The 22,632-nt window shown below is 46.3% G+C and carries 22 protein-coding genes, 1 pseudogene, 1 riboswitch and 1 other annotated feature; of the genes and pseudogenes, 9 read left to right on the forward strand and 14 right to left on the reverse strand.

The features are described from left to right. Positions 1-24: 24 nt before the first annotated feature. Positions 25-230 (reverse strand) — a binding site (T-box leader). Positions 231-275: 45 nt separating this feature from the next. The 3 genes from HU147_RS16800 to HU147_RS16810 form a co-directional block, all read right to left on the reverse strand. Next, complete coding sequence (locus tag HU147_RS16800; protein ID WP_036802200.1) at positions 276-929, reverse strand: 3-oxoacid CoA-transferase subunit B; 654 nt, start codon at positions 927-929, stop codon at positions 276-278. Between the two features lie 17 nt (positions 930-946). Next, positions 947-1,639, reverse strand: coding sequence for a CoA transferase subunit A (locus HU147_RS16805; protein ID WP_224077302.1), 693 nt, complete (start codon positions 1,637-1,639; stop codon positions 947-949). Between the two features lie 186 nt (positions 1,640-1,825). Further along, positions 1,826-3,019 carry an MDR family MFS transporter gene (locus HU147_RS16810; RefSeq protein ID WP_224077303.1) on the reverse strand — a complete coding sequence of 398 codons (1,194 nt, stop codon included), beginning with the start codon at positions 3,017-3,019 and terminating at the stop codon, positions 1,826-1,828. A 158-nt stretch (positions 3,020-3,177) separates the two neighbouring features. Here HU147_RS16810 and HU147_RS16815 point away from each other — a divergent pair, with 158 nt between their 5' ends. Both HU147_RS16815 and HU147_RS16820 read left to right on the forward strand, forming a co-directional pair. Continuing rightward, positions 3,178-4,131 (forward strand): TIGR01212 family radical SAM protein, encoded by a 954-nt coding sequence (locus HU147_RS16815; protein WP_224077304.1) that lies wholly within the window; start codon positions 3,178-3,180, stop codon positions 4,129-4,131. Next, positions 4,128-4,691: a class I SAM-dependent methyltransferase gene (locus HU147_RS16820; protein ID WP_224077305.1), complete on the forward strand. Its 564-nt coding sequence runs from the start codon at positions 4,128-4,130 to the stop codon at positions 4,689-4,691. The genes HU147_RS16815 and HU147_RS16820 overlap by 4 nt, the downstream gene beginning before the upstream one ends. 139 nt (positions 4,692-4,830) lie before the next feature. Here the strand turns inward: HU147_RS16820 and HU147_RS16825 are convergent, their stop codons facing one another. The 3 genes from HU147_RS16825 to uvrA all read right to left on the reverse strand — a co-directional run bounded on the left by HU147_RS16825 (position 4,831) and on the right by uvrA (position 8,848). Further along, positions 4,831-5,499, reverse strand: coding sequence for a hypothetical protein (locus tag HU147_RS16825; protein ID WP_224077306.1), 669 nt, complete (start codon positions 5,497-5,499; stop codon positions 4,831-4,833). A 395-nt stretch (positions 5,500-5,894) separates the two neighbouring features. Next, complete coding sequence (locus HU147_RS16830; protein ID WP_224077307.1) at positions 5,895-6,350, reverse strand: GNAT family N-acetyltransferase; 456 nt, start codon at positions 6,348-6,350, stop codon at positions 5,895-5,897. A 44-nt stretch (positions 6,351-6,394) separates the two neighbouring features. Next, a complete protein-coding gene (gene uvrA, locus HU147_RS16835; protein ID WP_224077308.1) occupies positions 6,395-8,848 on the reverse strand; it encodes an excinuclease ABC subunit UvrA in 2,454 nt (817 codons plus the stop codon). Positions 8,849-9,074: 226 nt separating this feature from the next. Between uvrA and HU147_RS16840 the strand changes: the two genes are divergently transcribed. Together HU147_RS16840 and HU147_RS16845 are read left to right on the forward strand one after the other, a co-directional pair. Continuing rightward, positions 9,075-10,277 (forward strand): cation:proton antiporter, encoded by a 1,203-nt coding sequence (locus HU147_RS16840; protein WP_224077309.1) that lies wholly within the window; start codon positions 9,075-9,077, stop codon positions 10,275-10,277. A 20-nt stretch (positions 10,278-10,297) separates the two neighbouring features. Beyond that, entirely contained in the window at positions 10,298-10,804 is a 507-nt protein-coding gene (locus HU147_RS16845) for a DUF421 domain-containing protein (RefSeq protein WP_224077310.1), read from the forward strand. 35 nt (positions 10,805-10,839) lie between these two features. On the opposite strand, the gene HU147_RS16850 is transcribed toward HU147_RS16845, so the two are convergent. Next, positions 10,840-11,856, reverse strand: a complete 1,017-nt coding sequence (locus HU147_RS16850; protein ID WP_224077311.1) for an LLM class flavin-dependent oxidoreductase — start codon at positions 11,854-11,856, stop codon at positions 10,840-10,842. 16 nt (positions 11,857-11,872) lie between these two features. After that, a complete protein-coding gene (locus HU147_RS16855) occupies positions 11,873-12,676 on the reverse strand; it encodes an alpha/beta fold hydrolase (RefSeq protein ID WP_224077312.1) in 804 nt (267 codons plus the stop codon). A gap of 218 nt (positions 12,677-12,894) precedes the next feature. Here HU147_RS16855 and HU147_RS16860 point away from each other — a divergent pair, with 218 nt between their 5' ends. Then, positions 12,895-13,413, forward strand: coding sequence for a gamma carbonic anhydrase (locus tag HU147_RS16860; RefSeq protein WP_224077313.1), 519 nt, complete (start codon positions 12,895-12,897; stop codon positions 13,411-13,413). Positions 13,414-13,557: 144 nt separating this feature from the next. Here the strand turns inward: HU147_RS16860 and metK are convergent, their stop codons facing one another. After that, on the reverse strand, positions 13,558-14,766 hold the full coding sequence (metK, locus tag HU147_RS16865) for a methionine adenosyltransferase (protein ID WP_224077314.1): 1,209 nt from the start codon (positions 14,764-14,766) through the stop codon (positions 13,558-13,560). 197 nt (positions 14,767-14,963) lie between these two features. Next, positions 14,964-15,075, reverse strand: a riboswitch (SAM riboswitch). A gap of 236 nt (positions 15,076-15,311) precedes the next feature. On the opposite strand from metK, the gene pckA reads away from it, so the two are divergent. Beyond that, positions 15,312-16,901, forward strand: a complete 1,590-nt coding sequence (gene pckA, locus HU147_RS16870) for a phosphoenolpyruvate carboxykinase (ATP) (RefSeq protein ID WP_224077315.1) — start codon at positions 15,312-15,314, stop codon at positions 16,899-16,901. A 76-nt stretch (positions 16,902-16,977) separates the two neighbouring features. Here the strand turns inward: pckA and HU147_RS16875 are convergent, their stop codons facing one another. The 3 genes from HU147_RS16875 to HU147_RS16885 all read right to left on the reverse strand — a co-directional run bounded on the left by HU147_RS16875 (position 16,978) and on the right by HU147_RS16885 (position 18,712). Beyond that, positions 16,978-17,757: an alpha/beta hydrolase family protein gene (locus HU147_RS16875; RefSeq protein ID WP_224077316.1), complete on the reverse strand. Its 780-nt coding sequence runs from the start codon at positions 17,755-17,757 to the stop codon at positions 16,978-16,980. Beyond that, a complete protein-coding gene (ytkD, locus tag HU147_RS16880; RefSeq protein ID WP_224077317.1) occupies positions 17,738-18,196 on the reverse strand; it encodes an RNA deprotection pyrophosphohydrolase in 459 nt (152 codons plus the stop codon). The genes HU147_RS16875 and ytkD overlap by 20 nt, the downstream gene beginning before the upstream one ends. A 69-nt stretch (positions 18,197-18,265) precedes the next feature. Further along, positions 18,266-18,712, reverse strand: a complete 447-nt coding sequence (locus HU147_RS16885; RefSeq protein ID WP_224077318.1) for a Dps family protein — start codon at positions 18,710-18,712, stop codon at positions 18,266-18,268. Positions 18,713-18,818: 106 nt separating this feature from the next. Between HU147_RS16885 and yidD the strand changes: the two genes are divergently transcribed. The 3 genes from yidD to HU147_RS16900 all read left to right on the forward strand — a co-directional run bounded on the left by yidD (position 18,819) and on the right by HU147_RS16900 (position 21,019). Further along, positions 18,819-19,049 (forward strand): membrane protein insertion efficiency factor YidD, encoded by a 231-nt coding sequence (yidD, locus tag HU147_RS16890; RefSeq protein WP_224077319.1) that lies wholly within the window; start codon positions 18,819-18,821, stop codon positions 19,047-19,049. 88 nt (positions 19,050-19,137) lie between these two features. Next, the gene (locus HU147_RS16895; protein WP_224077320.1) at positions 19,138-20,178 is read left to right on the forward strand and encodes a metal ABC transporter solute-binding protein, Zn/Mn family; all 1,041 of its coding nucleotides are present in this window, start codon (positions 19,138-19,140) and stop codon (positions 20,176-20,178) included. 475 nt (positions 20,179-20,653) lie between these two features. Further along, on the forward strand, positions 20,654-21,019 hold the full coding sequence (locus HU147_RS16900; RefSeq protein ID WP_224077321.1) for an iron chaperone: 366 nt from the start codon (positions 20,654-20,656) through the stop codon (positions 21,017-21,019). Positions 21,020-21,363: 344 nt separating this feature from the next. Here the strand turns inward: HU147_RS16900 and HU147_RS19530 are convergent. Continuing rightward, positions 21,364-21,804: pseudogene (locus HU147_RS19530) on the reverse strand (SMI1/KNR4 family protein); the annotation flags it as partial. A 78-nt stretch (positions 21,805-21,882) separates the two neighbouring features. Then, positions 21,883-22,617, reverse strand: a complete 735-nt coding sequence (locus tag HU147_RS16910; RefSeq protein WP_224077323.1) for an AAA family ATPase — start codon at positions 22,615-22,617, stop codon at positions 21,883-21,885. Positions 22,618-22,632 lie beyond the last annotated feature (15 nt).

A 22,632-nucleotide genomic window follows, 5' to 3' on the forward strand; every position in this document is an offset into this window, starting at 1 on the left:
AATAAAAACTCCCGTCCCTCATAAATAAGGGACGGGAGCTTCCCGCGGTACCACCCAAATTAGCGGCAGACCGCTCAACTTGACTCCTTAACGCGGAAAACGGTGTATATTACTCCATTCACATACACGGACTCCAAGGCGAGTTCAACTGCTCTATTCACCGGCTTGCACCACCCGCCGGCTCTCTTCAAGAATAGACACAATCTACTGCTCCTCTTCACAGCCACTTGCTATTACTCCTTATTCTATCGGAGCCGCCGGCCTTTGGCAATACATTATGACACTTTCACGTTTTCCGTATTCAGCGGTGCATCGGTTGAATCGATGATGTCCTGCACCGTGAAGCCTTCAAACACTTCGGTTAATACAAGTCCATTTTCCGTCACTTCGATGACGGCGCGTTCTGTGATGATTTTATTGACAACGCCTTTGCCCGTCAAAGGCAGATCGCATTGCTTTTTGATTTTCGGTGAGCCGTCTTTTGACACATGGTCCATGATGACAATGACTTTTTTTGCGCCGTGCACCAAGTCCATTGCGCCGCCCATGCCTTTAATCATTTTCCCCGGAATCATCCAGTTCGCCAAATCCCCGTTTTCTGCCACTTCCATGCCGCCGAGAATGGCTACATCAATATGGCCGCCGCGGATCATCGCGAACGATTCAGCACTTGTAAAGAAAGCGGATCCTGGAATCGTTGTGACTGTTTCTTTGCCTGCGTTGATCAAATCCGGATCCACTTCGTCTTCTGTCGGATAAGGCCCAATGCCAAGCAAGCCGTTTTCAGATTGCAGCACAACGCTTTTGTTGTCAGAAATGAAATTCGCTACAAGCGTCGGCATGCCGATGCCCAGGTTCACGTAATCGCCGTCTTTGATTTCTTTTTCGGCGCGTCTGGCAATTCGTTCTCTCACTAAGTTCTTGTCCACAGAATTCCCGTCCTTTCTTATACCGATCGAGTGGTTAAGCGTTCAATTCGTTTTTCCTGTTTGGCTTGAAGCAAGCCTTGCACGTAAATGCTTGGCGTCTGGACTTGGTTCGGGTCGATGTCGCCGATCTCCACGATTTCCTCGACTTCGGCAATTGTGATTTTACCAGCCGCTGCTGCCAACGGATTGAAGTTTTGTGCTGTTTTATTGTAGACCAAGTTGCCCATTTTATCGGCTTTGGCTGCACGCACTAAAGCGAAATCCGCTTTCAAGGCATGCTCCAATACGTATTCTTTGCCGTCAAATTCACGGATTTCTTTTCCTTCCGCAACCGTTGTGCCAACGCCCGCCGGAGTGAAGAATGCCGGAATGCCGGCTCCACCTGCCCGCATTTTTTCAGCCAATGTGCCTTGCGGCGTCAATTCCACTTCGATTTCACCGGACAGCACCTGGCGTTCGAATTCTTTGTTTTCGCCCACATAAGAACCGATCATCTTTTTGATTTGTTTGTTTTTCAGCAATAAGCCGAGACCCCATTCATCCACGCCGCAGTTATTGGAAATAACGGTCAGGTCCGTTACCCCTTTGTCTACAAGCGCCAGGATCAATTGCTCCGGAATTCCAACCAAACCGAACCCGCCCACCATAATTGTGGCGCCGTCCTGTATTTGTTCAACTGCTTCTTGAGCAGAACCATAAATCGGTTTCATTAAAAGTGGCCTCCATTCGACTTTACAGAATATTATTTAAATAAAGCGCTTTCTCTTCTAATTTAAACAAACTCCGATTTAAAACGCAACATGAAGAAAGGAGTTGTCCCCAAGGTCATTTGGGACAACTCCTTTGCAGCAAAGCTAGCGAAGCGTTTAGTACACTGGATAGCCTCTTTTATTCAATCAATTATAATTTTCCTGCAGCTGTGCAGCTTTTTCTGCCTTAAGCGGACGATCGTATAATAACGCGGTGACAATTGCGATAGCGATCAGCACCGTCACCAGGAGGAACAACGCCGGCATGCCGTACACATCGACCATCACACCGCCAAGAAGCGGTCCGATCATGCGGCCGCCAGTTGCCACGCTGTTGACGATTCCCTGGTAAAAGCCTTCCCGGCCTTTTGGTGCGAGCTGATTTGCCAGTGCTGGAACCGCTGGCCATACGAACATTTCCCCGATGGTCAACACGACCATGGCTGCCACAAACATCGAGAAGTCCTGGGCAAATGCAACAATTACATAAGAAACGATCATGATGCCCATGCCGATGACGAGCTGGCGTTTGATATTGTCTTCAATCCGTTTCATGATCGGCCGGATAAACGGCTGACCTGCCACAATCAAAAAGCCATTCAATGACCACAACAAACTATACTGGGTCAGCGTAATGCCGATTTCCTGCGTATAGGCGGAAATCGTCGATTGCCATTGCACATAGCCGATCCAGCACAACAGATAGCCGGCGGAAACGATCATCAACGCATTGAACGGCGCTTTTTTGCGGATCCGCTTTCCTTCATTGAACACCGATGTATGCGACACCGGAGAAATCGACATCGACTTGAAGCCGAATAAGGCAATCAAGAAAAACAACAGATACATTCCCAAGTTCGCTGCAAATATAAAGTCAAAGCGATAAGCCGCGAGTATTCCGGCCATCGCCGGCCCGATGGCTACGCCCACGTTCTGTGCCAAGTAAATGGCGTTGAACGCTTTGCGTCCGCCTTCCGGCCAAACGGTGCCTACCATTGCGTACATACTCGGGAACACGATGCCGCCGCTAAACCCGATAATCGTATAAAAAATGACAAATGGCAGAAACTCGTGCCACAAAGTTAATCCGGTCAAAGCAATGGTTGTTATGATGATGCCGCCAAGGATCGATTTATAGCCGCCGAACCGGTCAAAAAGTGCACCGCCCAGCAAATTCCCGATTACCGCTGCTCCTGCATTGGCCATTAATACGAGCCCGGCAAGCGACAACGATTTCCCTAAATGGTCGTGCATATATATAGTAGTCAAAGGCCATAAAAACGAATTCCCCGTCACGTTGACGAGCATTCCGATAATCAAAAGCCAGACGCGTTTTGGCATCCTAATCTCTCCTCATATTCCAATTCCAAAAGTCATTGTATTCTTTTTGATTCGTTCCTACAAGATAAATATTTCGAGACCCGTAAAATCAGATTTTTCAGGCGTTGTAGCTCCTTTTCCGCCCGTGATACAATACCTTTCAGAGGAGTTGTTTTAAGATGAATTCTACTTTGCCTTTTCCATCTGACAGCAAACGCTACTATACATGGAACCGCCATTTGCGCGACGAGTTTGGCATGAAAATCATGAAAATCGCACTCGATGCCGGCTTTGACTGCCCAAACCGCGATGGAACCGTTGCCCATGGTGGCTGCACATTCTGCAGTGTGGCGGGATCCGGCGATTTTGCCGGCGACCGGGTTGATCCGATCGCTGTCCAATTTGATAAAATCAAAACGAAAATGCACCGCAAATGGAAAGACGGAAAATACATGGCGTATTTCCAGGCGTACACGAATACCCATGCACCGCTTCCAGTAATCAAGGAAAAATTTGAAGCTGCATTGCAACAGGAAAACGTCGTCGGCTTAAGCATCGCGACGCGTCCCGACTGCCTGCCGGATGACGTTGTGGAATACTTGGCGGAACTGAATGAACGCACTTACTTATGGGTAGAGCTGGGCCTTCAGACCGTCCATGAACGAACTGCCCTGCTCGTCAACCGGGCTCATGACTACACAGCTTACGTCGAAGGAGTGGCAAAACTCCGCAAACACGGCATCCGGGTCTGCACGCACATCATCAACGGCTTACCGCTTGAAGACCGCGGCATGATGATGGAAACGGCACGCGAAGTCGCGAAACTCGATGTCCAAGGCATCAAGATCCATTTGCTTCATTTGCTGAAAGGGACGCCGATGGTGAAGCAATATGAAAAAGGGATGGTTGAATTTCTGGACAAGCAAGAATACATCCAACTTGTTGCGGATCAGCTGGAAGTCCTGCCTCCGGAGATGGTCGTCCAGCGCATTACCGGAGACGGCCCGATCGATTTGATGATCGGACCGATGTGGAGCGCCAACAAATGGGACGTGCTGAACGGCATCGACGCCGAACTCGAAGCCCGGGGCAGCTGGCAAGGAAAATTGTATACGGAGCGTGTGGAAATATGACTTTGCAGCGCGTATTGCCTTTTACCAAAAGTTTATTGGAACAAACGGTGCGTCCCGGAGATGCAGTCATTGATGCCACTGCCGGAAACGGCCACGACACCCATTTTCTAGCCGGACTGACGGGCCGCAACGGTAGAGTATTTGCTTTTGATATCCAGCAGGACGCCATAGAGGCGACACGAAAACGTGTGGAAGAATTCACGCATGTGGAACTGGTCCACGACAGCCACGCCAAAATCACTGACTACGTCAGCGAACCGATTTCTGCCGCTGTCTTCAACCTGGGCTATTTGCCAAAAGGCGACCATAGCATCATCACGAAAGCCCAAAGTACGCTTGCGGCCATGGAGCAATGCTTGAGCCTGTTAAAAGAACAAGGGCTTTTGCTCGTCGTCATCTACAGCGGCCATGACGGCGGCAGCGAAGAACGCGACGCCGTCATGGAATTCGTTCAAAGCCTTCCGCAGGTTTCATATGACGTCTTGAAATACGAATTCATCAACCAGCGCCATTCGCCTCCTTTTCTGGTAGCGATTGAAAAGAAGAAATCGAAGAAGTAAATTAAAGGGCAGCCGGTAGTAATTTAGCCGGCTGCCTTCTTGTTTTGTATAGTTATTAGACATAATTGAATTGCCGATAACCTCATGATATGTAAACTTTAATCTTTTTAGATACCATCTACATCCTTACAACAATCTACTACAAAGTACGTGTTTGATCATTCTTAGTTATATGAAAATGAATACCAGATGACTCTCCTCCATCGATATGTCTTGGAACATCTGATAGATCGAGTAATTCCTTTATTTGAATAGATTCTTTTTGATTAGCTTCTATCGTAATACGATACGGACCAGCTAAATTCATAAGTGATTCCATTTGTACGTCGTCTTCCATGAAAAATGAATCTATAAATTCTAATTCAAATGACACAGCCTCATTACTTCGATTATGTAATACCAAATTGCATTCCCCACTCATTTTTTGGTCTATTAACTCAAAATTGCATTGACCATTATTCTCATATGATATGGCTGCAATGCCACTTGCTAAGGTTTCTTGATATGTCGTGATTAAAAGATTCGGTAAAAATGTATATAATAGGACAACTACGAATATTGTTCTAAATTGATATTTCTTCATGCCGATGAAAAGTAGAATTAAAGCGACTATAAACAGGACAGAACCTATTATCCCAAGTGAAATATATCCGTCTTGATTCTGAATTGGAAATGACATAAATGTGGTGCGAGCCTCTAGCATTAAGTTATGCGGAAAAGGAAAAAATAAATATATACATATACATAAAATAACAAATGAACTAAAGAGCGCTAATTTATTTTTCACCATGCCATCCCTGTTCTCCATATTTTCTCCCCTTACTAATGTGAAAGATATGTAAACTCGTTTCTTAACTCAATCGAGTATTTACATTTATTTTTCACTTCTCGTTTTATACACTTTAGTAATCCCTTATTAATCCAACATCTTTTAACGCGCTTATAACTTAAAAACCTATCCGTTATTCTAGATATTGTAATATTTATTAATTTGATTATACCTTGTAGATTCCTCCACACAATAGAGAAAATTAATTCTATCCTTCTCTCAAAAGCGTTCGTAAATGTGCCAAAACACTTTACGAACGTTCGCCGTTTTTTATATTCTTTTACGAACGAAAATTGGTTCTTCCTTTATTACAGCAATCAGTTAATGAATTCAACATCACCTTGCTCATAAGTAAAGGAAACTTTTTTACCGCTTCACAATTCCTTCGCCATAAATACACTGTTCGGATCTTCCTTATAATCTGCAAAAGGTTCACACACTTTAAAACCGAAGCGCTCGTATAATGTTCTCGCCGGTTCAAAAGGCGCAGCCGATCCCGTTTCCAAACTCAGCCGCCGGTAGCCGCGTTTCTTCGCTTCATCCATCATGTGTTGGAGTATTTTCCGAGCAACGCCTTTTCTCAAATGGCTGGAAGAAGTTCTCATCGATTTTATTTCACCGTGCAGCGGGTCGAGTTCTTTTAATGCCCCGCATCCTAATAATTCGTCCTCTTCCCAAGCACCCCAGACAGTTATTTCCGAATCTCGTAAAGCTTCTACACCAAGTGCGTGCTTGCTTTCCGGAGGAGAAATCTGAAGCATATTCTGTATATGCTCCTCAACTAATTCCGCTATTTCTTTTCCTGACAAATCGTCCAATCTAATCTCCACTGTATTCTCCCCCTTAAATGACTTTTACTAAATTGTTTTAACCATTAAACTTTCAAAAAACCACCCGTATAAGAAGCAGGATTTTCAGCTATTTGTTCCGGCGTCCCTTCTGCCACAATATAGCCGCCTGCCTCTCCGCCTTCTGGTCCGAGGTCAACGATCCAATCGGTTTCCTGGATCATTTCGGTATTGTGTTCGACGATGATGACCGTGTTGCCGGCGTCCACCAACTTATTAAGCAGAAGGAGCAGGTGTTTGACGTCATTCGGATGGAGGCCGGTTGACGGTTCATCCAAGATGTACAAAGTCTGGCCTTTGGCCGTCTTGTTCAATTCCTTGGCGAGTTTCAGCCGCTGGGCTTCGCCGCCGGACAAAGTGGTTAAGGTCTGGCCCCATTTCAAGTAGCCCAAGCCGACTTCCAGCAATAAATTGATTGTCATTTGGACTTTTTTGTTTTCTGTGAACAGCTCCATGCTTTCTTCAATGCTGAGGTCCAGAATGCTGGAGATGGAATGCCCTTTGTACGAGACTTCCAGCACTTCTTCTTTAAAACGTTTTCCGCTGCAGACCGGACAGACCACTTCAAGGTCCGGGAGAAAATGCATATTCACCAACACAAAGCCCATCCCCTGGCAATGCTCACAGCGCCCGCCTTCGGTATTGAAGGAGAAATGTTTGGCCGTTAGCCCGCGATCTACCGATTCTGGCAATTTGGCAAAAAGCGTCCGGAACAAAGTATAAACTTCTGTATAAGTGGCGATATTGGACCGCTGCATCCGGCTCAAAGCCGACTGGTCGACTGTCACCATGCGCTCCACCGATTCCAGCCCTTCAATATGGCTATAGCCTTCTCTTATATGGCCTTCTTCCGCACTCGCTGCCACTACATCAAAAAGCAAAGAGGATTTCCCCGAACCCGAAACACCCGTTACCGCAATAAAACAGCCGAGCGGAAAGGACACTGTAACATTCTTCAAATTGTTTTTGACCGCCTCATACACCGTGATTTTTTGTCCGTTGCCGGCTCTTCTCTCCAGCTTTGGCACATAGTCTTCTTTTAAAAAATTGCCCGTCACCGACTGTTCCTGGGCTTTCAGCGATTCGAGCGTCCCCTGCCCGACAATTTCCCCGCCGCGCATACCGGCTCCTGGCCCAATGTCGATAATCCAGTCGGCTTGTTCCATAACATCCACATCATGCTCAATCACGAGCACGGTATTGCCAAGATCCCGCAATTGCTTTAAAACACCGACAAGTCCGGCTGTATCTTTCGGATGCAGGCCGATTGTCGGCTCATCCAAAATGTAGAGAACGCCGGACAAAGCCGAACCGAGTATCGTGGCCAAACGTAGGCGCTGCGATTCGCCGCCTGACAGCGTGACCGATTGCCGCTCCATCGACAAATACCCGAGCCCGATACTGACAATGCGCTCAATTTTCACTTTCAGTTCGAAGACAAGCGAACGGGCAATGGAACTTTCCCGGTCTTCCAATTCCTTTGCAATATCCATCACCCATACTAGCATCTGGTCCAGCGGTTTTTTGGATACTTCAGAAATAGGCAGGCCTGCGACAAACACTTGCCGGCTTTCTTTTTTCAACTTTTCTCCGTGGCATTCGGGACAGAGTTGATGGTAGAAATACATGGCCTCATTAGAGACGCCTTCCCGTTCCTGATACCTTCTCCACATCGCCGTCACGACTCCTTCAAACTTCCCTTTATTGGTCGTTTTCGGAGGCGGCGTATCAGGAAAATGCTGCTTAAACGGTTCGCTTTCTACCCCGTAATACAGCAAATCCCGTTGTTCCGGCCTATAGTTTTTCAGCGGCAAATCCATATCAAATTCAAACCCGTAATGTTTGGCTGCCGCTTTCAGCACGAGCCCGTAATAATCGATTATATTTTTGAACCAGGTTTTAACCGCCCCGCTGTTTATACTCTGTTCTTCATCAAATATCAATTCGGTGCGGATGCTTAAAGTTTTGCCCAGTCCTAAACATGTTTCACATGCCCCTTCCACCGTATTGAACGAAAAATGGGCTTTGTTCAGGTTTTTCATTTCATAGCCGCAATTGGAACAAGGCATCATCAGGCTTTCTTCGTCCAAATCAGCCGGTTTTTTCATCCATTTATGGCAGTTTGGGCATTCCCGCTCACCCAACTTTTCGTAAATGACTCGCAAATACGTATACATGTCCGTCACGGTTCCGACCGTTGAACGTGGATTGCGGTTGGTCGTCGTATGCTGGCTGACACCGATGGACGGCGACAAGCCGGCAATTGACCCCACTTTCGGCTTGTTGATGAAATTCGTCGTCATGCCGTTCATCTCGAAATACTGGCGCTGGCTTTCCCGTTGAAGAATATCCACTGCCAAAGTCGATTTCCCGGAGCCGGATGGGCCGGTAATCACTACAAATTTGTTCTTTGGAATATTCACGGAAATGTTTTTCAAATTATTTTCAGCCGCATCTTTGATTTGAATAAAATCGGCCATGCCTTTTCCTCCTCTAACAGAATCCTAACAAACTGGTCGAATAAAAAGCGGTTGTATAAGGATTCTCATAAAACAGTGAAATCCCTTCTTTAAAGTGCAGATTTCCGTTTTGTTTAAGCTCACAGTTAAGGGGAAAGGGATTATTATATTGCATTTATCATTTCCTTATTCAGCTGAAGCGGTTGATAAGGAATTTTTTATTAGCATTTTAAAGGAGAGGATATAGTTGATTGCACATCAAATCATTATTTTGCTGTTTATCGGTTATATCGTTTACACCATCGACTTGAAGCGCGAGTACTTCCCGGTGCCAGTCGTCCTGGTCTTGACCGGGATCGGGCTTTCTTTTATTCCTTATTTTGATTCGCTTCATATTTCAAAGGACATTATATTCAATGTCTTTCTTCCGGCGCTTCTTTTCACTTCAGCATATCAGTTTCCGCTCAAGCAATTGAAAGAAAATGCCGGCATTATTGCAGCACTCAGCACGCTCGGATTGATGGCGACCGCTTTATTGCTGGGCTTTGGCATCTATTTGGTCAGTGCTCCGTTCGTTGACTTATCGATGACTGTGTCGTTTTTACTGGCAGCCATTTTGATTCCGACCGATCCGGTTTCGGTCACGGCAATTTTGAAACAAAGTACGGGCGAAGAGAAAATCGCCGATGTCGTGGAAGCCGAGTCGATGGTCAACGATGGCACAAGCATTGTCATTTTCACCATCCTCCTGTCGATGTTTGAAACCGGAAATGGGTTTTCTTTTGGCAAATTTGCCACGGATTTTCTGCTCGTCTCAGCAGGCGGCATTGCCCTAGGGTTTGTCTTGGGTTGGCTATTATGCAAAGTAATCCATTTCACTCATCACAGAACCTATCAAGTGATGTTGTCGATTATCGTTGCCTACGGAGGATTTTATATCGCTGAGGCCATTGGGGTATCTGGAGTTCTTGCTACAGTAGTGGCAGGTATTACGCTCGCTTTTGAATTCGGAAAAGTCATTAAAGACAATCATATGAAAGAGTCGCTGGACGGTTTTTGGGACATTATTATTCCGACGGTCCTGTCTGTACTGTTTTTGATGATTGGCATACAAGCAGCAGAATATTTGGCTTTTCCACACTGGTGGCTCGCAGTGATTATTTTTATCCTGTCGATTGTTGCCCGTTTTATCGTTCTTGGCGGTTTTATTTATACGGTTCCTGCCTGGAAAAATGAATTCACCAATGATTTTTCTGCAACTTCCCTGCTGACATGGGCCGGCATTAAAGGGACGATGTCCATTGCCCTTCTGCTTTGGCTAGAAGGAACTGTGGCCGAAGGCGATAAGCTCATTATTTCATTGGCATTTGCCGCTGTCCTTCTTTCGCTTGTGCTCCAAAGCATCGGAATTTATCCGCTGACAAAATTCCTGAATAGAAAACATGCCTAATGCAGAAAGGAGAACTCCCAATGTTCGAGATTACGCTCCAAAGTTTCATTCGGATTGCCACAGTCGGTACGTTGGCCTATATCGGCCTGATTATCTTGCTGCGCATTTCACGAAAGCGCACCCTTTCGCAATTGAATATGTTTGATTTTGTGATTACTGTCGCATTTGGTTCCGTCCTTTCCACCATTTTGCTCAACAGCAACACCAGCCTGCTGGAGGGCCTTTTAGCATTTGCACTTCTCGTCTTATTCCAATTCATCATCACGTTTCTATCCGTCCGTTCAAAACTGTTTTCACAAATGATCAAAGCAGAACCCACACTGCTTTTTCAGGAAGGGCAATTTTACCGAACTGCCATGAAAACAGAGCGGGTGACAGAAGACGAAATGCTTCAATCGGTCCGGAAGCAAGGAATCGGTACGCTGGAGGAAGTTAAAGCGATTGTACTGGAGACCGATGGCACCTTGTCGATCATTAAAAACACCGCCGGAGACGCGCTTTCCAATGTAAAAAGACCGGAAAACTAGAAGAACGGTTTGAAACAGCAAAAACGCCAGATGGCTTAAACCGTCTGGCGTTTTTGCATTTCTTCCGCTATCAATCGATACGTCGTCAACTTATCTTCAAAATCATATGCGATCGATACGAGCATCACTTCATCAGCGGTGTATCCGGCAGCGAGCTTTTCAAGCCCGTCCACCACCTGCTTTGGTGTTCCGACAATCATGCGTTTGCGGTTTTCTTCCACCAGCAGCCGCTCAAATTTACTGTAAGGATAATTCATTGCATGCTCAGGCGGCGGTGTGCCTTTTGACGGCATGCCTTGAGCTCCCATTGCCAATGCCAAATCCATTGAAGAAGCCACCCGCTCGGCCTGCTCCCCGGTTTCCTGGCAGACCACAAAAATTGCGACGCCTTGATAGGCTTCGCTTCCATTATGAGAAGTAAAGCGGTCCCGGTAAGTCCGGGCAAAGCTTTGTCCGCCTTCTCCGTTGATAAACTGCGCGAACATATACGGCAGCCCTTTCTCCGCAGCCAGTTCCGCTGAACTCTGTCCGGAGCCGAGCATCCAGACCGGCGGCGCCGATGGTGTAACCGGAGTTGCCTTCATGCCGTAATAGGAATGATCTTCAGGTATGGTATCCGTCAAATACATTTGCAATTCATCGAGCTGTTCCGGAAAACGGCCGACATCCCTTTTTTTGCCTTCGTTCAGCGCATAACTGGCACGCGGCATGCCCCCCGGTGCCCGTCCCACTCCTACGTCAATGCGTTCCGGATACAGCGCTTCAAGCAGCTTAAAGTTCTCTGCCACTTTAAAAGACGAATAATGCGGCAGCATCACTCCGCCTGACCCGAGGCGGATCGTCTTCGTTACGGCGCCGAGATGGGCAATCAATATTTCCGGAGAAGACCCCGCAAGCGTTGTCGCATCATGGTGTTCAGACACCCAAAAACGCGTATAGCCCCATTCTTCCGCTTTTTGTGCAAGAATAGCTGTCTGTTTCAAAGCTTCCTGCGGATTGCTGCCTTCGGAAATGGGCGACTGGTCTAATATGCTGTATTTTAAATGTGCCATTTTGTACTCCCTTTCTTTACGTCACGACGTACCCAAGCGAGCGCATGACATTCTGCAAAAACAAATGCGACGATACAAAGGCATCTTCCCGCTCCGGTTCCTGGAATATATCGTGGCGGCACTGCTTCCATTCTTTATAACTGAATTCTGTTAAGTCCTGCTGCCGGATCCAGCGTTTGGACACTTCTTTATCCGCTACCTGATCGGCTTCCCCAATATGCAAAAAGAGTGGAATATCCGGGAACTTGCCGACGCCAAGCACCGCTTGTTTCATATAATTCTGCATTTCATGATACCACCCGGCGGTGACATGCGTATTGTAATAAGGATCCTCTTTTTCCTGTTCAATCACTTCCGGATTGCGGGTTAAATCCTCGATGTGAAGATTGTGGTCGATGTTCACGCCTGGCGCCAATTTATGCAAGCCCGACAAAGCAGCCGGCAGTTTTGACGGGGTCTTTATTAAACGTAGCCATGGTGAACTTAAAATAGCCCCCGCTATAGGATGTGAGGACTTACTCAAAAAGTTCATCGCGATAGTCGCCCCTAATCCGTGAGCTGCAATAAATACCGGCAAGCTATGTTCTAAAGCCGCCCGTATAGAATACTTAAGCGATTTTTCATATTCTTTAAAAGCTTCCGCATGCGGTTTGGCCATTTCTGCGCCCTTGCCGTGCCCCGGCAGATCCCCCATGATGACATGGAAATCCGCCGTGCGCCATTGTTCAATTTGCCAGGCGTAGCGAAGATGATTTTCATACGCGCTATGTATGATAACAATTACGGCTTTAGGCTTTCCTTTTGCTTCCCATTTCCACATTCCGGTCATCTCCTTTTGCTTTATTTCCATTCATCCTGATTTCTCGCTTAGTGGCCGGGAGCCATTTTTTTAAAGGCTATTGCCTTCATGAAGAGTCAGCAGGAAGAAAATCCACGGACTCAAGCAACACTTTATGTACCTGCCTGCCCTTGCATTTGACCTTTGCATCGAATTTGATAGGATTAAAGATATCTTAACTTTTTTAACGGAGGTTTTCCATGATTTATCCATTTAACGGCAAATATCCATCCATCCACCCTTCTGTCTTTATTGCAGACCATGCTACTGTTACCGGAGACGTGACCATCGGTGAAGATTCATCCGTCTGGTTCAATACCGTCATCCGCGGAGACGTTGCACCAACCATTATCGGCAATAAAACCAATATCCAGGATTTGTGCATGCTGCATCAAAGCCCCGGCAAGACTTTGGTTCTGGAAGACGAAGTCACCATCGGGCATCAGGTGACGCTTCATAGCTGCGTCATCCGAAAAGGCGCTTTAATCGGCATGGGTTCAATCATCATGGACGGAGCTGAAGTTGGCGAAGGGGCATTTATCGGCGCTGGCAGCCTTGTGCCGCCCGGCAAAGTGATTCCTCCCGGCATGCTCGCTGTCGGCCGTCCCGCAAAAGTGGTCCGTGAACTAAAGGACGATGACAAAGAAGACATGAAGCGCATTGTCCGCGAATATGCAGAAAAAGGCGCGTATTACAAATCGCTTCAAAGGAGCGAATAAGCAAAAGAACCGGCAGCCTTGAACTTTCCCTTTGCATGCACCTTTGATCGAAGCCATCGGCCAACGCGTGGCAAACGTCAAATCTCCGCAAGAAACATAAAAAAGACGACCGGCATAATTTGCCGGTCGTCTTTTTGCTAGTTATTAAGCTTGTTTAAAAACGCCTGATTGTTCTCTCAATACTTCCACTTTGTCTGTGCGTTCCCATGGAAGATCGATATCTGTACGGCCGAAATGTCCGTAAGCTGCTGTTTGTTTGTAGATCGGACGGCGAAGATCAAGCATTTTGATGATTCCAGCCGGGCGCAGGTCAAAGTTCGCGCGAACTAGATCAACTAGTGTATCTTCATCCACTTTGCCTGTTCCGAACGTATCAAATGCGATCGATACCGGATGCGCTACGCCGATTGCATAAGCCAATTGGACTTCGCAACGGTCAGCAAGACCTGCTGCTACGATGTTTTTCGCTACATAACGGGCTGCATAAGCCGCAGAACGGTCAACTTTCGTTGCGTCCTTGCCTGAGAAGGCACCGCCGCCGTGGCGTGCATAACCGCCGTAAGTATCAACGATGATTTTGCGTCCTGTAAGTCCCGCATCTCCTTGTGGTCCGCCAATTACAAAACGGCCAGTCGGATTGATGAAGTATTTTGTTTCATCATCGATCAAGTTTTGTGGAACTACTTCATTGATGACGTATTCTTTAATATTGCGCTGGATCTGCTCAAGCGTTACTTCCGGGTGATGCTGAGTGGAAATAACGATTGTGTCCACGCGAAGCGGTTTATTGTTTTCATCATATTCAATCGTCACTTGTGTTTTGCCGTCCGGGCGCAAGTATGGAAGGATTTCTTCTTTGCGCACTTCAGCCAATCGGCGAGCCAATTTATGGGCAAGCGAAATTGGAAGCGGCATTAATTCTTCTGTTTCATTACAAGCGAATCCGAACATCAGACCTTGGTCTCCTGCTCCGATGTCGTCAAGTTCTTTGTCAGTCATTTGGCCTTCACGTGATTCAAGCGCTACGTTAACTCCAGCAGCGATATCCGGTGATTGCTCATCGATTGCTGTCAAAACGGCACTTGTTTCTGAGTCAAAACCGTACTTAGCGCGTGTATAGCCAATTTCACGGACTGTTTCACGCACAACTTTCGGAATATCAACATACGTAGATGTTGTAATTTCCCCGGCAACAAGTACTAGCCCTGTTGTTACAGTTGTTTCGCACGCAACCCGTGCATTTGGATCCTCTGCTAAAATGGCATCCAAAATAGAATCGGAAATTTGATCACAAATTTTATCCGGATGTCCTTCTGTTACTGACTCTGATGTGAATAATCGACGGTTTTTCAAAATGTATTTCCTCCTTATATCCTGCGAGATTGCTCTCGAAATTGATACGGTACTCGTTTCCCATGTCAAGTCCGTTCCGTGAGGATTGAACTTCAAGCCGTTGTGGCCTTTGTACACGAGGATTAAGGGCAATTTCATAAAAAAATCCCATCCAGCATCTGCATGTGGAAAGGAGAAATCATCATAAGCACCTTTCACTCTTATCGTCCAAGGTTGAGACCTTGCTTCAGGTTTGGCACCTTCTCTGCATGCAGCAGCAGGTTGCCGGGTTTCATAGGGCCTGTCCCCTCCACCAGCTCGGAATAAGAGTATCCGTTCAATTTTTCATCATACGGAAAGTAGGATGTGATGTCAACGATTTTCATTCAAACAATAGCGATAAACCAATTAAACCGGTGCAATTTGTTTTATAGGCGCATTTAAAGGTTTTTTTTCATAACAATTGGTTATTAGTATAGACTATTAGTTTGAATGTGTTATACTAATGTTCGAATATACATCCTCCCCATTGCCATGGGAATAACCGAAAAGGAAGGTACATATAAATGAATCCAGTGAACTTCGCAAACAATCTTAAGGATCTTTTAAATGGCCAAAATGTGCACGTCCAACTTTCAGTTCCACAATTAGTGGAAGCTGCAACATCACGTGGGGAAGCCGTATTGACTCGAGAAGGTGCTGTTAAAGCTGAAACAGGCAAATACACAGGCCGTTCACCTAAAGACAAGTATATAGTAGAAGAAGATATTTCTAAAGACAAAGTCGATTGGGGTTCCGTAAACCGCCCGATTTCTTCTGAGGTTTTTGAAAACTTATATAACAAAGTAATTGAGCATTTGAAAAAACAGGATGCCTTATACGTTTTCAAAGGCTTTGCAGGAGCAGACCCTGAGTCCCGTCTGGCAATCCAGACGGTCAATGAATACGCGTGGCACAATCTCTTTGCCCATCAATTATTCATCCGCCCGACAGCGGAAGAATTAGCAGCACATGAAGCCGAATTTACTGTTGTTTATGCACCGACTTTCCATGCAGACCCGGCAGTGGATGGCACCGATTCAGAAACATTCATCATCGTTTCAATGGAAAAGAAAATCATCTTGATCGGCGGTACAGAATACGCCGGCGAAATGAAAAAATCCATTTTCTCAATTATGAACCACATTCTGCCTGAAAAAGGCATTCTTCCAATGCACTGTTCAGCAAACGTTGGAAAAGACGGCGATGTTGCCTTGTTCTTCGGTTTATCCGGAACAGGCAAAACGACTTTATCTGCAGACCAAGACCGCAAATTGATCGGTGATGACGAGCATGGCTGGTCTGACAACGGCGTATTCAATATTGAAGGCGGCTGCTACGCGAAAACAATCAACCTTTCACGTGAGCACGAACCGCAAATTTACGACGCCATCCGTTTCGGTTCTGTCCTGGAAAACGTTGTTGTTGATCCAGAAACACGCATTCCGGATTACAACGATGGTTCTTTGACGGAAAACACACGCGCGGCTTATCCAATCCAGGCAATTGACAATATTGTCGATCCATCGGTTGCCGGCCATCCGAAAACAATCGTTTTCTTGACTGCTGATGCATTCGGCGTATTGCCTCCAATCAGCAAGTTGACAAAAGAACAGGCCATGTACCATTTCTTGAGCGGCTATACTTCGAAACTTGCTGGAACAGAGCGCGGCGTCACATCTCCGGAAGCGACATTCTCAACTTGCTTCGGTTCTCCATTCTTGCCGCTTCACGCTACAGTATATGCAGAAATGCTCGGACAAAAAATCGATGAGCATGACGTAGACGTCTTCCTGGTAAACACAGGCTGGACAGGCGGCGAATACGGCGTTGGAAGCCGCATGAAATTGTCTTATACGCGTACAATGGTCCGCGCGGCAATCAAAGGCGAACTTCATGACGTGGAAACAGAAAAAGAAGAAATCTTCGGTCTGCAAATTCCAAAACAAATCGAAGGCGTACCTGCCAACATCCTGAACCCTCGCGAAGCTTGGGCTGACAAAGAAGCTTACGAGCAAAAAGCGAAAGAGCTTTCTCAGAAATTCCAGGACAACTTCAAAAAATTCGGTACCGTTTCAGCTGACATCAGTGCACAAGGCGGACCAACACCGCTATAAGTCATACGCAAAAAAGCTATCCTTTGGGATAGCTTTTTTTGCTTGAGTACTTTTAAATTTTATTCTATCTCCTGACTTACTGCTCTTGCCTTCTCATCCATTCCGTCAAGGCCCTTGCCGTCTTGCGGTTTGCTGCTGGCGGAAAAAAATGGGTGTATTCAGGAAAATACCAAGTTTCATGTGGTTGGCCATTCATTTTCAAAGCTTCTTCCAGCAAATACGCCTGTCCCGGATAAACGTTTTCGTCTTTCAGCCCATGAATGATCAAGACGGGCGCATTCACTTCGTCCAAGCGCAATAATGGATTGCGCTCTTCGTATGCAGTTAAAGCCGTATTTGGCGTTCCGCCATACAGCCGCTTCATCATGCGCCGCATATCCGGACGCTCTTTATACGTCAACACCGTATCCGTAACGCCGGCCCATGTGACGACAGAACGAATATCTCCTCTTAGTACGGCTGTCCATAGCGCCATAATGCCGCCGCGCGAGAAAGCCAATACATGCACGTTTCCGTTGCTGAACTGTTTCAAGACGTCAACTGCATGGACGGCATCCCACCGGTCAGCACCGGCAAATTCATCCCGGCCTTCCCCGCCCCGGTTGCCGCGGTAATAAGGTGCGAATACCACAAACCCTTGCGCTGCAAATTGTGCAATGCGCGCCGGGCGCACCATCCCGATGGACTGGATGCCGCCCCTCAAATAAAGAATGCCGCTCCAATTGCCGGCCTGTTTCGGTTCGGCCAACAGCCCCTTAACCCGCAAACCATCTGACCAGTAGACGATTTCAGTCAAACGGACATGTGGATTGGGCGACGGATACATTTTTCGCGATTCAATTGCCCCATTTTCCAAGTTGCTTCACCTTCTTTATAATTTCCTTCATTCCGGCGTCTTTCATCAAAAAGCTGAAAGAGCCATCCGGATTGAGTTTGTCTAATAAAACAATGCCTTCGGTTTCCATCTTTTCGATCTTTTCCAGACGCTCCACTTCCGCCAGAAACACCGTTTTGGAAAATGGTGTTTCTGAAAAGACCACATACTCCGCAAACCATTCCAGTTTGCCGATGACTGCGCCGGTTTCTTCGTATACTTCCCTTTTCGCTGCCTGTGCTAAACTTTCGCCCGGCTCTACCTTGCCGCCTGGAAATTCAAGGCCGCGCACCGAATGTTTCGTCAGCACCCAATTGTTGTTGAATTTGCTGATCACCAGCACATGCCTGCTCTCAATCTGAAATGTTTCGGGCTCAAAAGACAGTTCACAGCGGCAGCCGTTCAAATCGATATATTCCATCTTTTCACCTCTTGGACATCAGAAAAAGCGTACACTGAAATTGTCAGTGTACGCTTCTGTATCTCTATCTTACTTCTTTTCGCCCAAAAATGCTGACAACATCCAAGAATGTTTCTCAAGGCTTTGGTGGATGGCATTCAACAAGTCTTCAGTCATGTCGTCATTGTCTTCTGCTGCCAGCTCCATGCCTTTTTTCAAAGATTTCATGATTTTATCGTAATCCGATACAACGGTTTGCACCATTTCATCTGCAGTTTCTTTGCTTGTCGCTTCATCAACAACTGATAGTTCCAACTGCTCTTTCATGGTAGCCACCGGTTTGCCGCCAAGTGCTAATAAGCGCTCTGCAATTTCATCCATATGTAGTGTCGCTTCGTTGTACAGCTCTTCAAATTTCACATGTAATGTAAAGAACTGATGCCCTTTCACATACCAATGGAAATTATGTAATTTTGTATAAACGACTGACCATGTTGCGACTTGCACATTTAATTCCTGGTTTAATTCTGCTGACATTCCAATCACTCTCCAATTAGTTTGATAAGCTCTTATACTTTATTTATACCTCTTCGCTGCTTACAATAAACATAAGTGATATTTCCCAGAAAGAAGCTGACTTTACATGAAGACCATCCTATTAAAAATATTCCGCTTTTATCAGCGCTTCATCTCCCCTTTGTCGCCGCCTAGCTGCCGTTTTTACCCGACCTGTTCCCATTACGGAATCGAAGCGGTAGAGAAACACGGAGCAATCAAAGGCGGGTATCTTGCCGTGCGGCGGATCCTTCGATGCCATCCATTCAATAAAGGCGGAGTCGATTTTGTTCCGGAAAAATGGCCACCAAAAAAATAATTTGGTGGTTTTTCTTGTGTTTTAGAACCACTTGCTGTAATATACATTTTGTTACTAAAACGTAATCATTACAATTTGGAGGTACATAATGAAAAAGTTAATCCCCTTTATTGCCCTTATTCTATTTTTAGCAGCATGCGGCAATCCGGCAATCGATTCCCAAACGGAATCAGAAGATGATTCCAAGTTGCATATCAAAACCACCGTTTACCCGCTTACTTATTTCACTGAGCGCATCGGCGGAGATCGTGTCACGGTTGAATCGGTTTACCCGGCTGGCGCCAACGAGCACAGCTTTGAACCGACCCAACAGGACATGATTGCGCTCGCAGAAGCCGATTTGATGTTTTATATCGGTTTAGGATTGGAAGGTTTTATTGACAGTGCGAAAAAAACACTCAGCGATGAAAACGTACAATTTTTCGCAGCAGCTGATGCCATCACAGATGAAGAATTGGAAGCTGCCAGCCACGGAGAACATGCTGGCGAAGATGAGCACGCGCATGAAGAAGAAGGGCATGAGGAAGACGAGCATGCCCATGAAGAAGAAGGGCACGAAGAGGACGAACACGCCGATGAAGAAGGACATGAAGGGCATAACCACGGCTCTACGGATCCCCATGTTTGGATGTCTCCTGTACTGAGCCAAACATTGGCCGAATCCATCAAGGATTCACTGATCGAAGCAGATCCCGATGGTTCTGGGACGTACGAAAGTAATTATGCAGAGCTTATTGTAGAACTGGAAACCTTGGACCGCTCATTCAGCGAACTCGCAGAACGCGTCGAAAATGATACTTTCTTTGTATCCCATTCAGCATTTGGTTATATTGCCGAGCCTTACGGGTTTGAACAAGTGGCAATTGCCGGTTTAAACAGCCAGGACGAGCCTTCCCAAAAAGAACTGACGAAAATAGTGGATCAGGCGAAAGAAAAAAACATCAACTACATTATTTTTGAACAGAATGTCTCGTCCAATCTAACTGAAGTTATCCAGAAGGAAGTTGGAGCCGAGGCACTTCAAATGCACAATTTAGGTGTACTTACACAGGAAGACATTGATAATGAAGAAACCTACTTCACTTTGATGGAAAAGAACCTGCAGACATTGGAAAAGGCGTTAAACTAAAGAAAAGGCGAAATCCAATGGGATTTCACCTCAGAATGTAGACAAAGTCTAGATGAAATGTATAGAGATGCACAAAACCAACCGGACCGGCCACTTCGCTTTCCGTGGGCTCAGCTTCAGTCTCCTCGTCGCTCTGCTCCTGCGGGGCCTTCAGCTTTCGCTGTCCCACAGGAGTCTCCGTGGCCGGACCGGTTGGGCGTGTCACTTTCATATGAAAGTGAGCAATCATCCGATTGACGCTCAACCATCTGATTGTAGAAGAAAAGCGGCACCTCTGGGTAGTCTCTACGCTAAGGATCCGGCTGAAACGGAGGATTCGAGATGTCCTTCTGTATGTTGATTCATCTCTCATGCGTAAAATTTTTTATCTACAAGCTCAGGCGAAATCCAATGGGATTTCGCCTTTTTTGTATATAATCGAGCTAAATAGACAGAATAACCAAGTGAAGTATTCTCTTCACGGAAAGGAGAAGCGATGAAATCTGACAAAGAAGCCTTTTATACGATTGATGAGTACATCAGCCAATTTCCAATGGACATCCAGGAAAAACTTCAACAACTGCGCGCGTTGATCAAAGAAGAAGCGCCACAGGCGACAGAAAAAATCAGCTATCAAATGCCAACTTTTTATCTTCACGGCAATCTCGTCCATTTTGCGGCTTTCAAAAACCATATCGGCTTTTATCCTGCCCCTAGTGGCATCTCTGCTTTCGCAGAACAATTATCTCGCTACAAAAGCGCCAAAGGCTCTGTCCAGTTTCCACAGGATGAACCCCTTCCGCTTGAGTTGGTCCGCGAAATCGTCAGGTACCGGGTTCAGGAAAACCAAAAGCATTCGTAAAAATGAAGCCAATTGCCGCTCTCGAATCCAGGGCGGCTTTGGCTTTTTTATTGCTCCTTGAAGCTCTCGATGTAATAATTTAGTTCTTCATTGGTTTCGACGAATGACAATATCAGTTCTCTCAGTTCATTGCTTAATGCGCCTTTTCCTTGAAAATGAAAAGCGTAAACCACAGCAAATTCTCTGATTTGCGGATTCTGGTGTTTCAGAAGCTGCGGTAGTTTCTCATCTATCAGTGAACGATAGAAGCCAGGATCCGCTTCAAGATGATTCAGCGACAGGATCAGTGTTTCCAAATCATCCGAATCAAGCCCTGCTGCCACTTGCTCCTCCGACAACTCAATTTCTTCCTCGTACTCATAGTCTCCCAGCACAACTTCAGCTGTATAAAGCCCATCCAGAAAAACCTCGAAAGAAGGCGCGAGTTCAAATAATTGGCCACTTTCATTATCGATATAAATGACAGGGGGATTCTCTTTTGCCTCGCGGTAATCCAGCGCAACCCACGAATGGCCGTCTCCTGACAGAAGCACCAAACCCTTCGGCATATCCCATTCCTCGATTAAATAGGCACTGGCGAGTATGCCTTCGCCTTCTTCAATTCCCATGAGATAGTCGATCTGTACATGGTCCTCAGCCCAATTGTTGGGTTCGCTTGCCGGATGGGCATTGGAGCGAATTGCTCCGCCGTTTTGTTCGCGCAGCAATTGAAGGTAGGACTGCGGCAGTTTTACTCCCAGTTCTTCTTCTGCTTTGTTGATTATAGCCTCACTCACTGGTGCCATTTCTGAGCTTTCTTCTGTTTCTTCCCAAATGCGGCGATTCCCCAAGCCAATCTCTCCATTCCAGTTTCCTATTTATTATTATTCTTCCAGCAACTCTTTCAAAAACTTTTCACGATGGTCCAGAAAATACTTGGTGATCTTAAAATGGTCCGTTTCTTCATAGCCGATTTCTTCAATGGTTTCACCATCAAAGCTCAAAATTTGAGCACCCGGATAGCCCAAAAGGATCGGCGAATGTGTGGCAATGATAAACTGGCACTCCTCTTCTTCTGCCAGCTCGTGCATGATGCGCAGGAAAGTCAGCTGGCGCTGGGGAGACAGCGCCGCTTCCGGCTCATCGAGGAGATAGATTGCCTGGCCGTTAAAGCGGTTCATGAACAGCGACAGAAACGATTCGCCGTGCGACTGGGCATGCAGCGAATTGCCCCCATAGCTATCATAAGCACTCTTAGTTATATCTTCTCTTTGCAATTCGTCAATATGGGAAGCGAAATGATAAAACGACTCCGCCCGCATGAAAAAGCCGTTCGACACTTTCGGCATCCAGGACAGCCGGACGTAGTCCCCGAGTTCCGATTCTGCTGCATGTGTTTCATATATATTGTTGCGCCCACCGCCAGCCGTATTAAAGCCGCACTTATCAGCAATCGCTTCCAGCAGCGTCGATTTTCCTGAACCGTTTTCCCCGACAAAAAATGTAACAGGTGCGGTTAAATCCAATTGCCCCAAACGATTGATGGATGGAATATCAAAGGGATACTGATTAAAATCCGATACCCGCTCCCGCATCAAACTGATTCTTTTCAAAAACATAACATCACTTCCAAG

This window comes from Planococcus chinensis (assembly GCF_020071995.1).
In the GTDB taxonomy this organism is placed as follows: Bacteria; Bacillota; Bacilli; order Bacillales_A; family Planococcaceae; genus Planococcus; species Planococcus chinensis_A.

Bases quoted from the DNA above. Each gene is read 5' to 3' on its own strand.
- ytkD (WP_224077317.1), bottom strand. From the start codon at position 18,196: ATGGAATATATCGATTTGAACGGCTGCCGCTGTGAACTGTCTTTTGAG.
- HU147_RS16850 (WP_224077311.1), bottom strand. From the start codon at position 11,856: ATGGCACATTTAAAATACAGCATATTAGACCAGTCGCCCATTTCCGAA.
- HU147_RS16820 (WP_224077305.1), top strand. From the start codon at position 4,128: ATGACTTTGCAGCGCGTATTGCCTTTTACCAAAAGTTTATTGGAACAA.
- HU147_RS16895 (WP_224077320.1), top strand. From the start codon at position 19,138: ATGAAAAAGTTAATCCCCTTTATTGCCCTTATTCTATTTTTAGCAGCA.
- HU147_RS16855 (WP_224077312.1), bottom strand. From the start codon at position 12,676: ATGTGGAAATGGGAAGCAAAAGGAAAGCCTAAAGCCGTAATTGTTATC.
- uvrA (WP_224077308.1), bottom strand. From the start codon at position 8,848: ATGGCCGATTTTATTCAAATCAAAGATGCGGCTGAAAATAATTTGAAA.
- HU147_RS16810 (WP_224077303.1), bottom strand. From the start codon at position 3,019: ATGCCAAAACGCGTCTGGCTTTTGATTATCGGAATGCTCGTCAACGTG.
- HU147_RS16900 (WP_224077321.1), top strand. From the start codon at position 20,654: ATGAAATCTGACAAAGAAGCCTTTTATACGATTGATGAGTACATCAGC.
- HU147_RS16885 (WP_224077318.1), bottom strand. From the start codon at position 18,712: ATGTCAGCAGAATTAAACCAGGAATTAAATGTGCAAGTCGCAACATGG.
- HU147_RS16860 (WP_224077313.1), top strand. From the start codon at position 12,895: ATGATTTATCCATTTAACGGCAAATATCCATCCATCCACCCTTCTGTC.
- HU147_RS16815 (WP_224077304.1), top strand. From the start codon at position 3,178: ATGAATTCTACTTTGCCTTTTCCATCTGACAGCAAACGCTACTATACA.
- yidD (WP_224077319.1), top strand. From the start codon at position 18,819: ATGAAGACCATCCTATTAAAAATATTCCGCTTTTATCAGCGCTTCATC.
- HU147_RS16805 (WP_224077302.1), bottom strand. From the start codon at position 1,639: ATGAAACCGATTTATGGTTCTGCTCAAGAAGCAGTTGAACAAATACAG.
- HU147_RS16910 (WP_224077323.1), bottom strand. From the start codon at position 22,617: ATGTTTTTGAAAAGAATCAGTTTGATGCGGGAGCGGGTATCGGATTTT.
- HU147_RS16825 (WP_224077306.1), bottom strand. From the start codon at position 5,499: ATGGAGAACAGGGATGGCATGGTGAAAAATAAATTAGCGCTCTTTAGT.
- pckA (WP_224077315.1), top strand. From the start codon at position 15,312: ATGAATCCAGTGAACTTCGCAAACAATCTTAAGGATCTTTTAAATGGC.
- HU147_RS16845 (WP_224077310.1), top strand. From the start codon at position 10,298: ATGTTCGAGATTACGCTCCAAAGTTTCATTCGGATTGCCACAGTCGGT.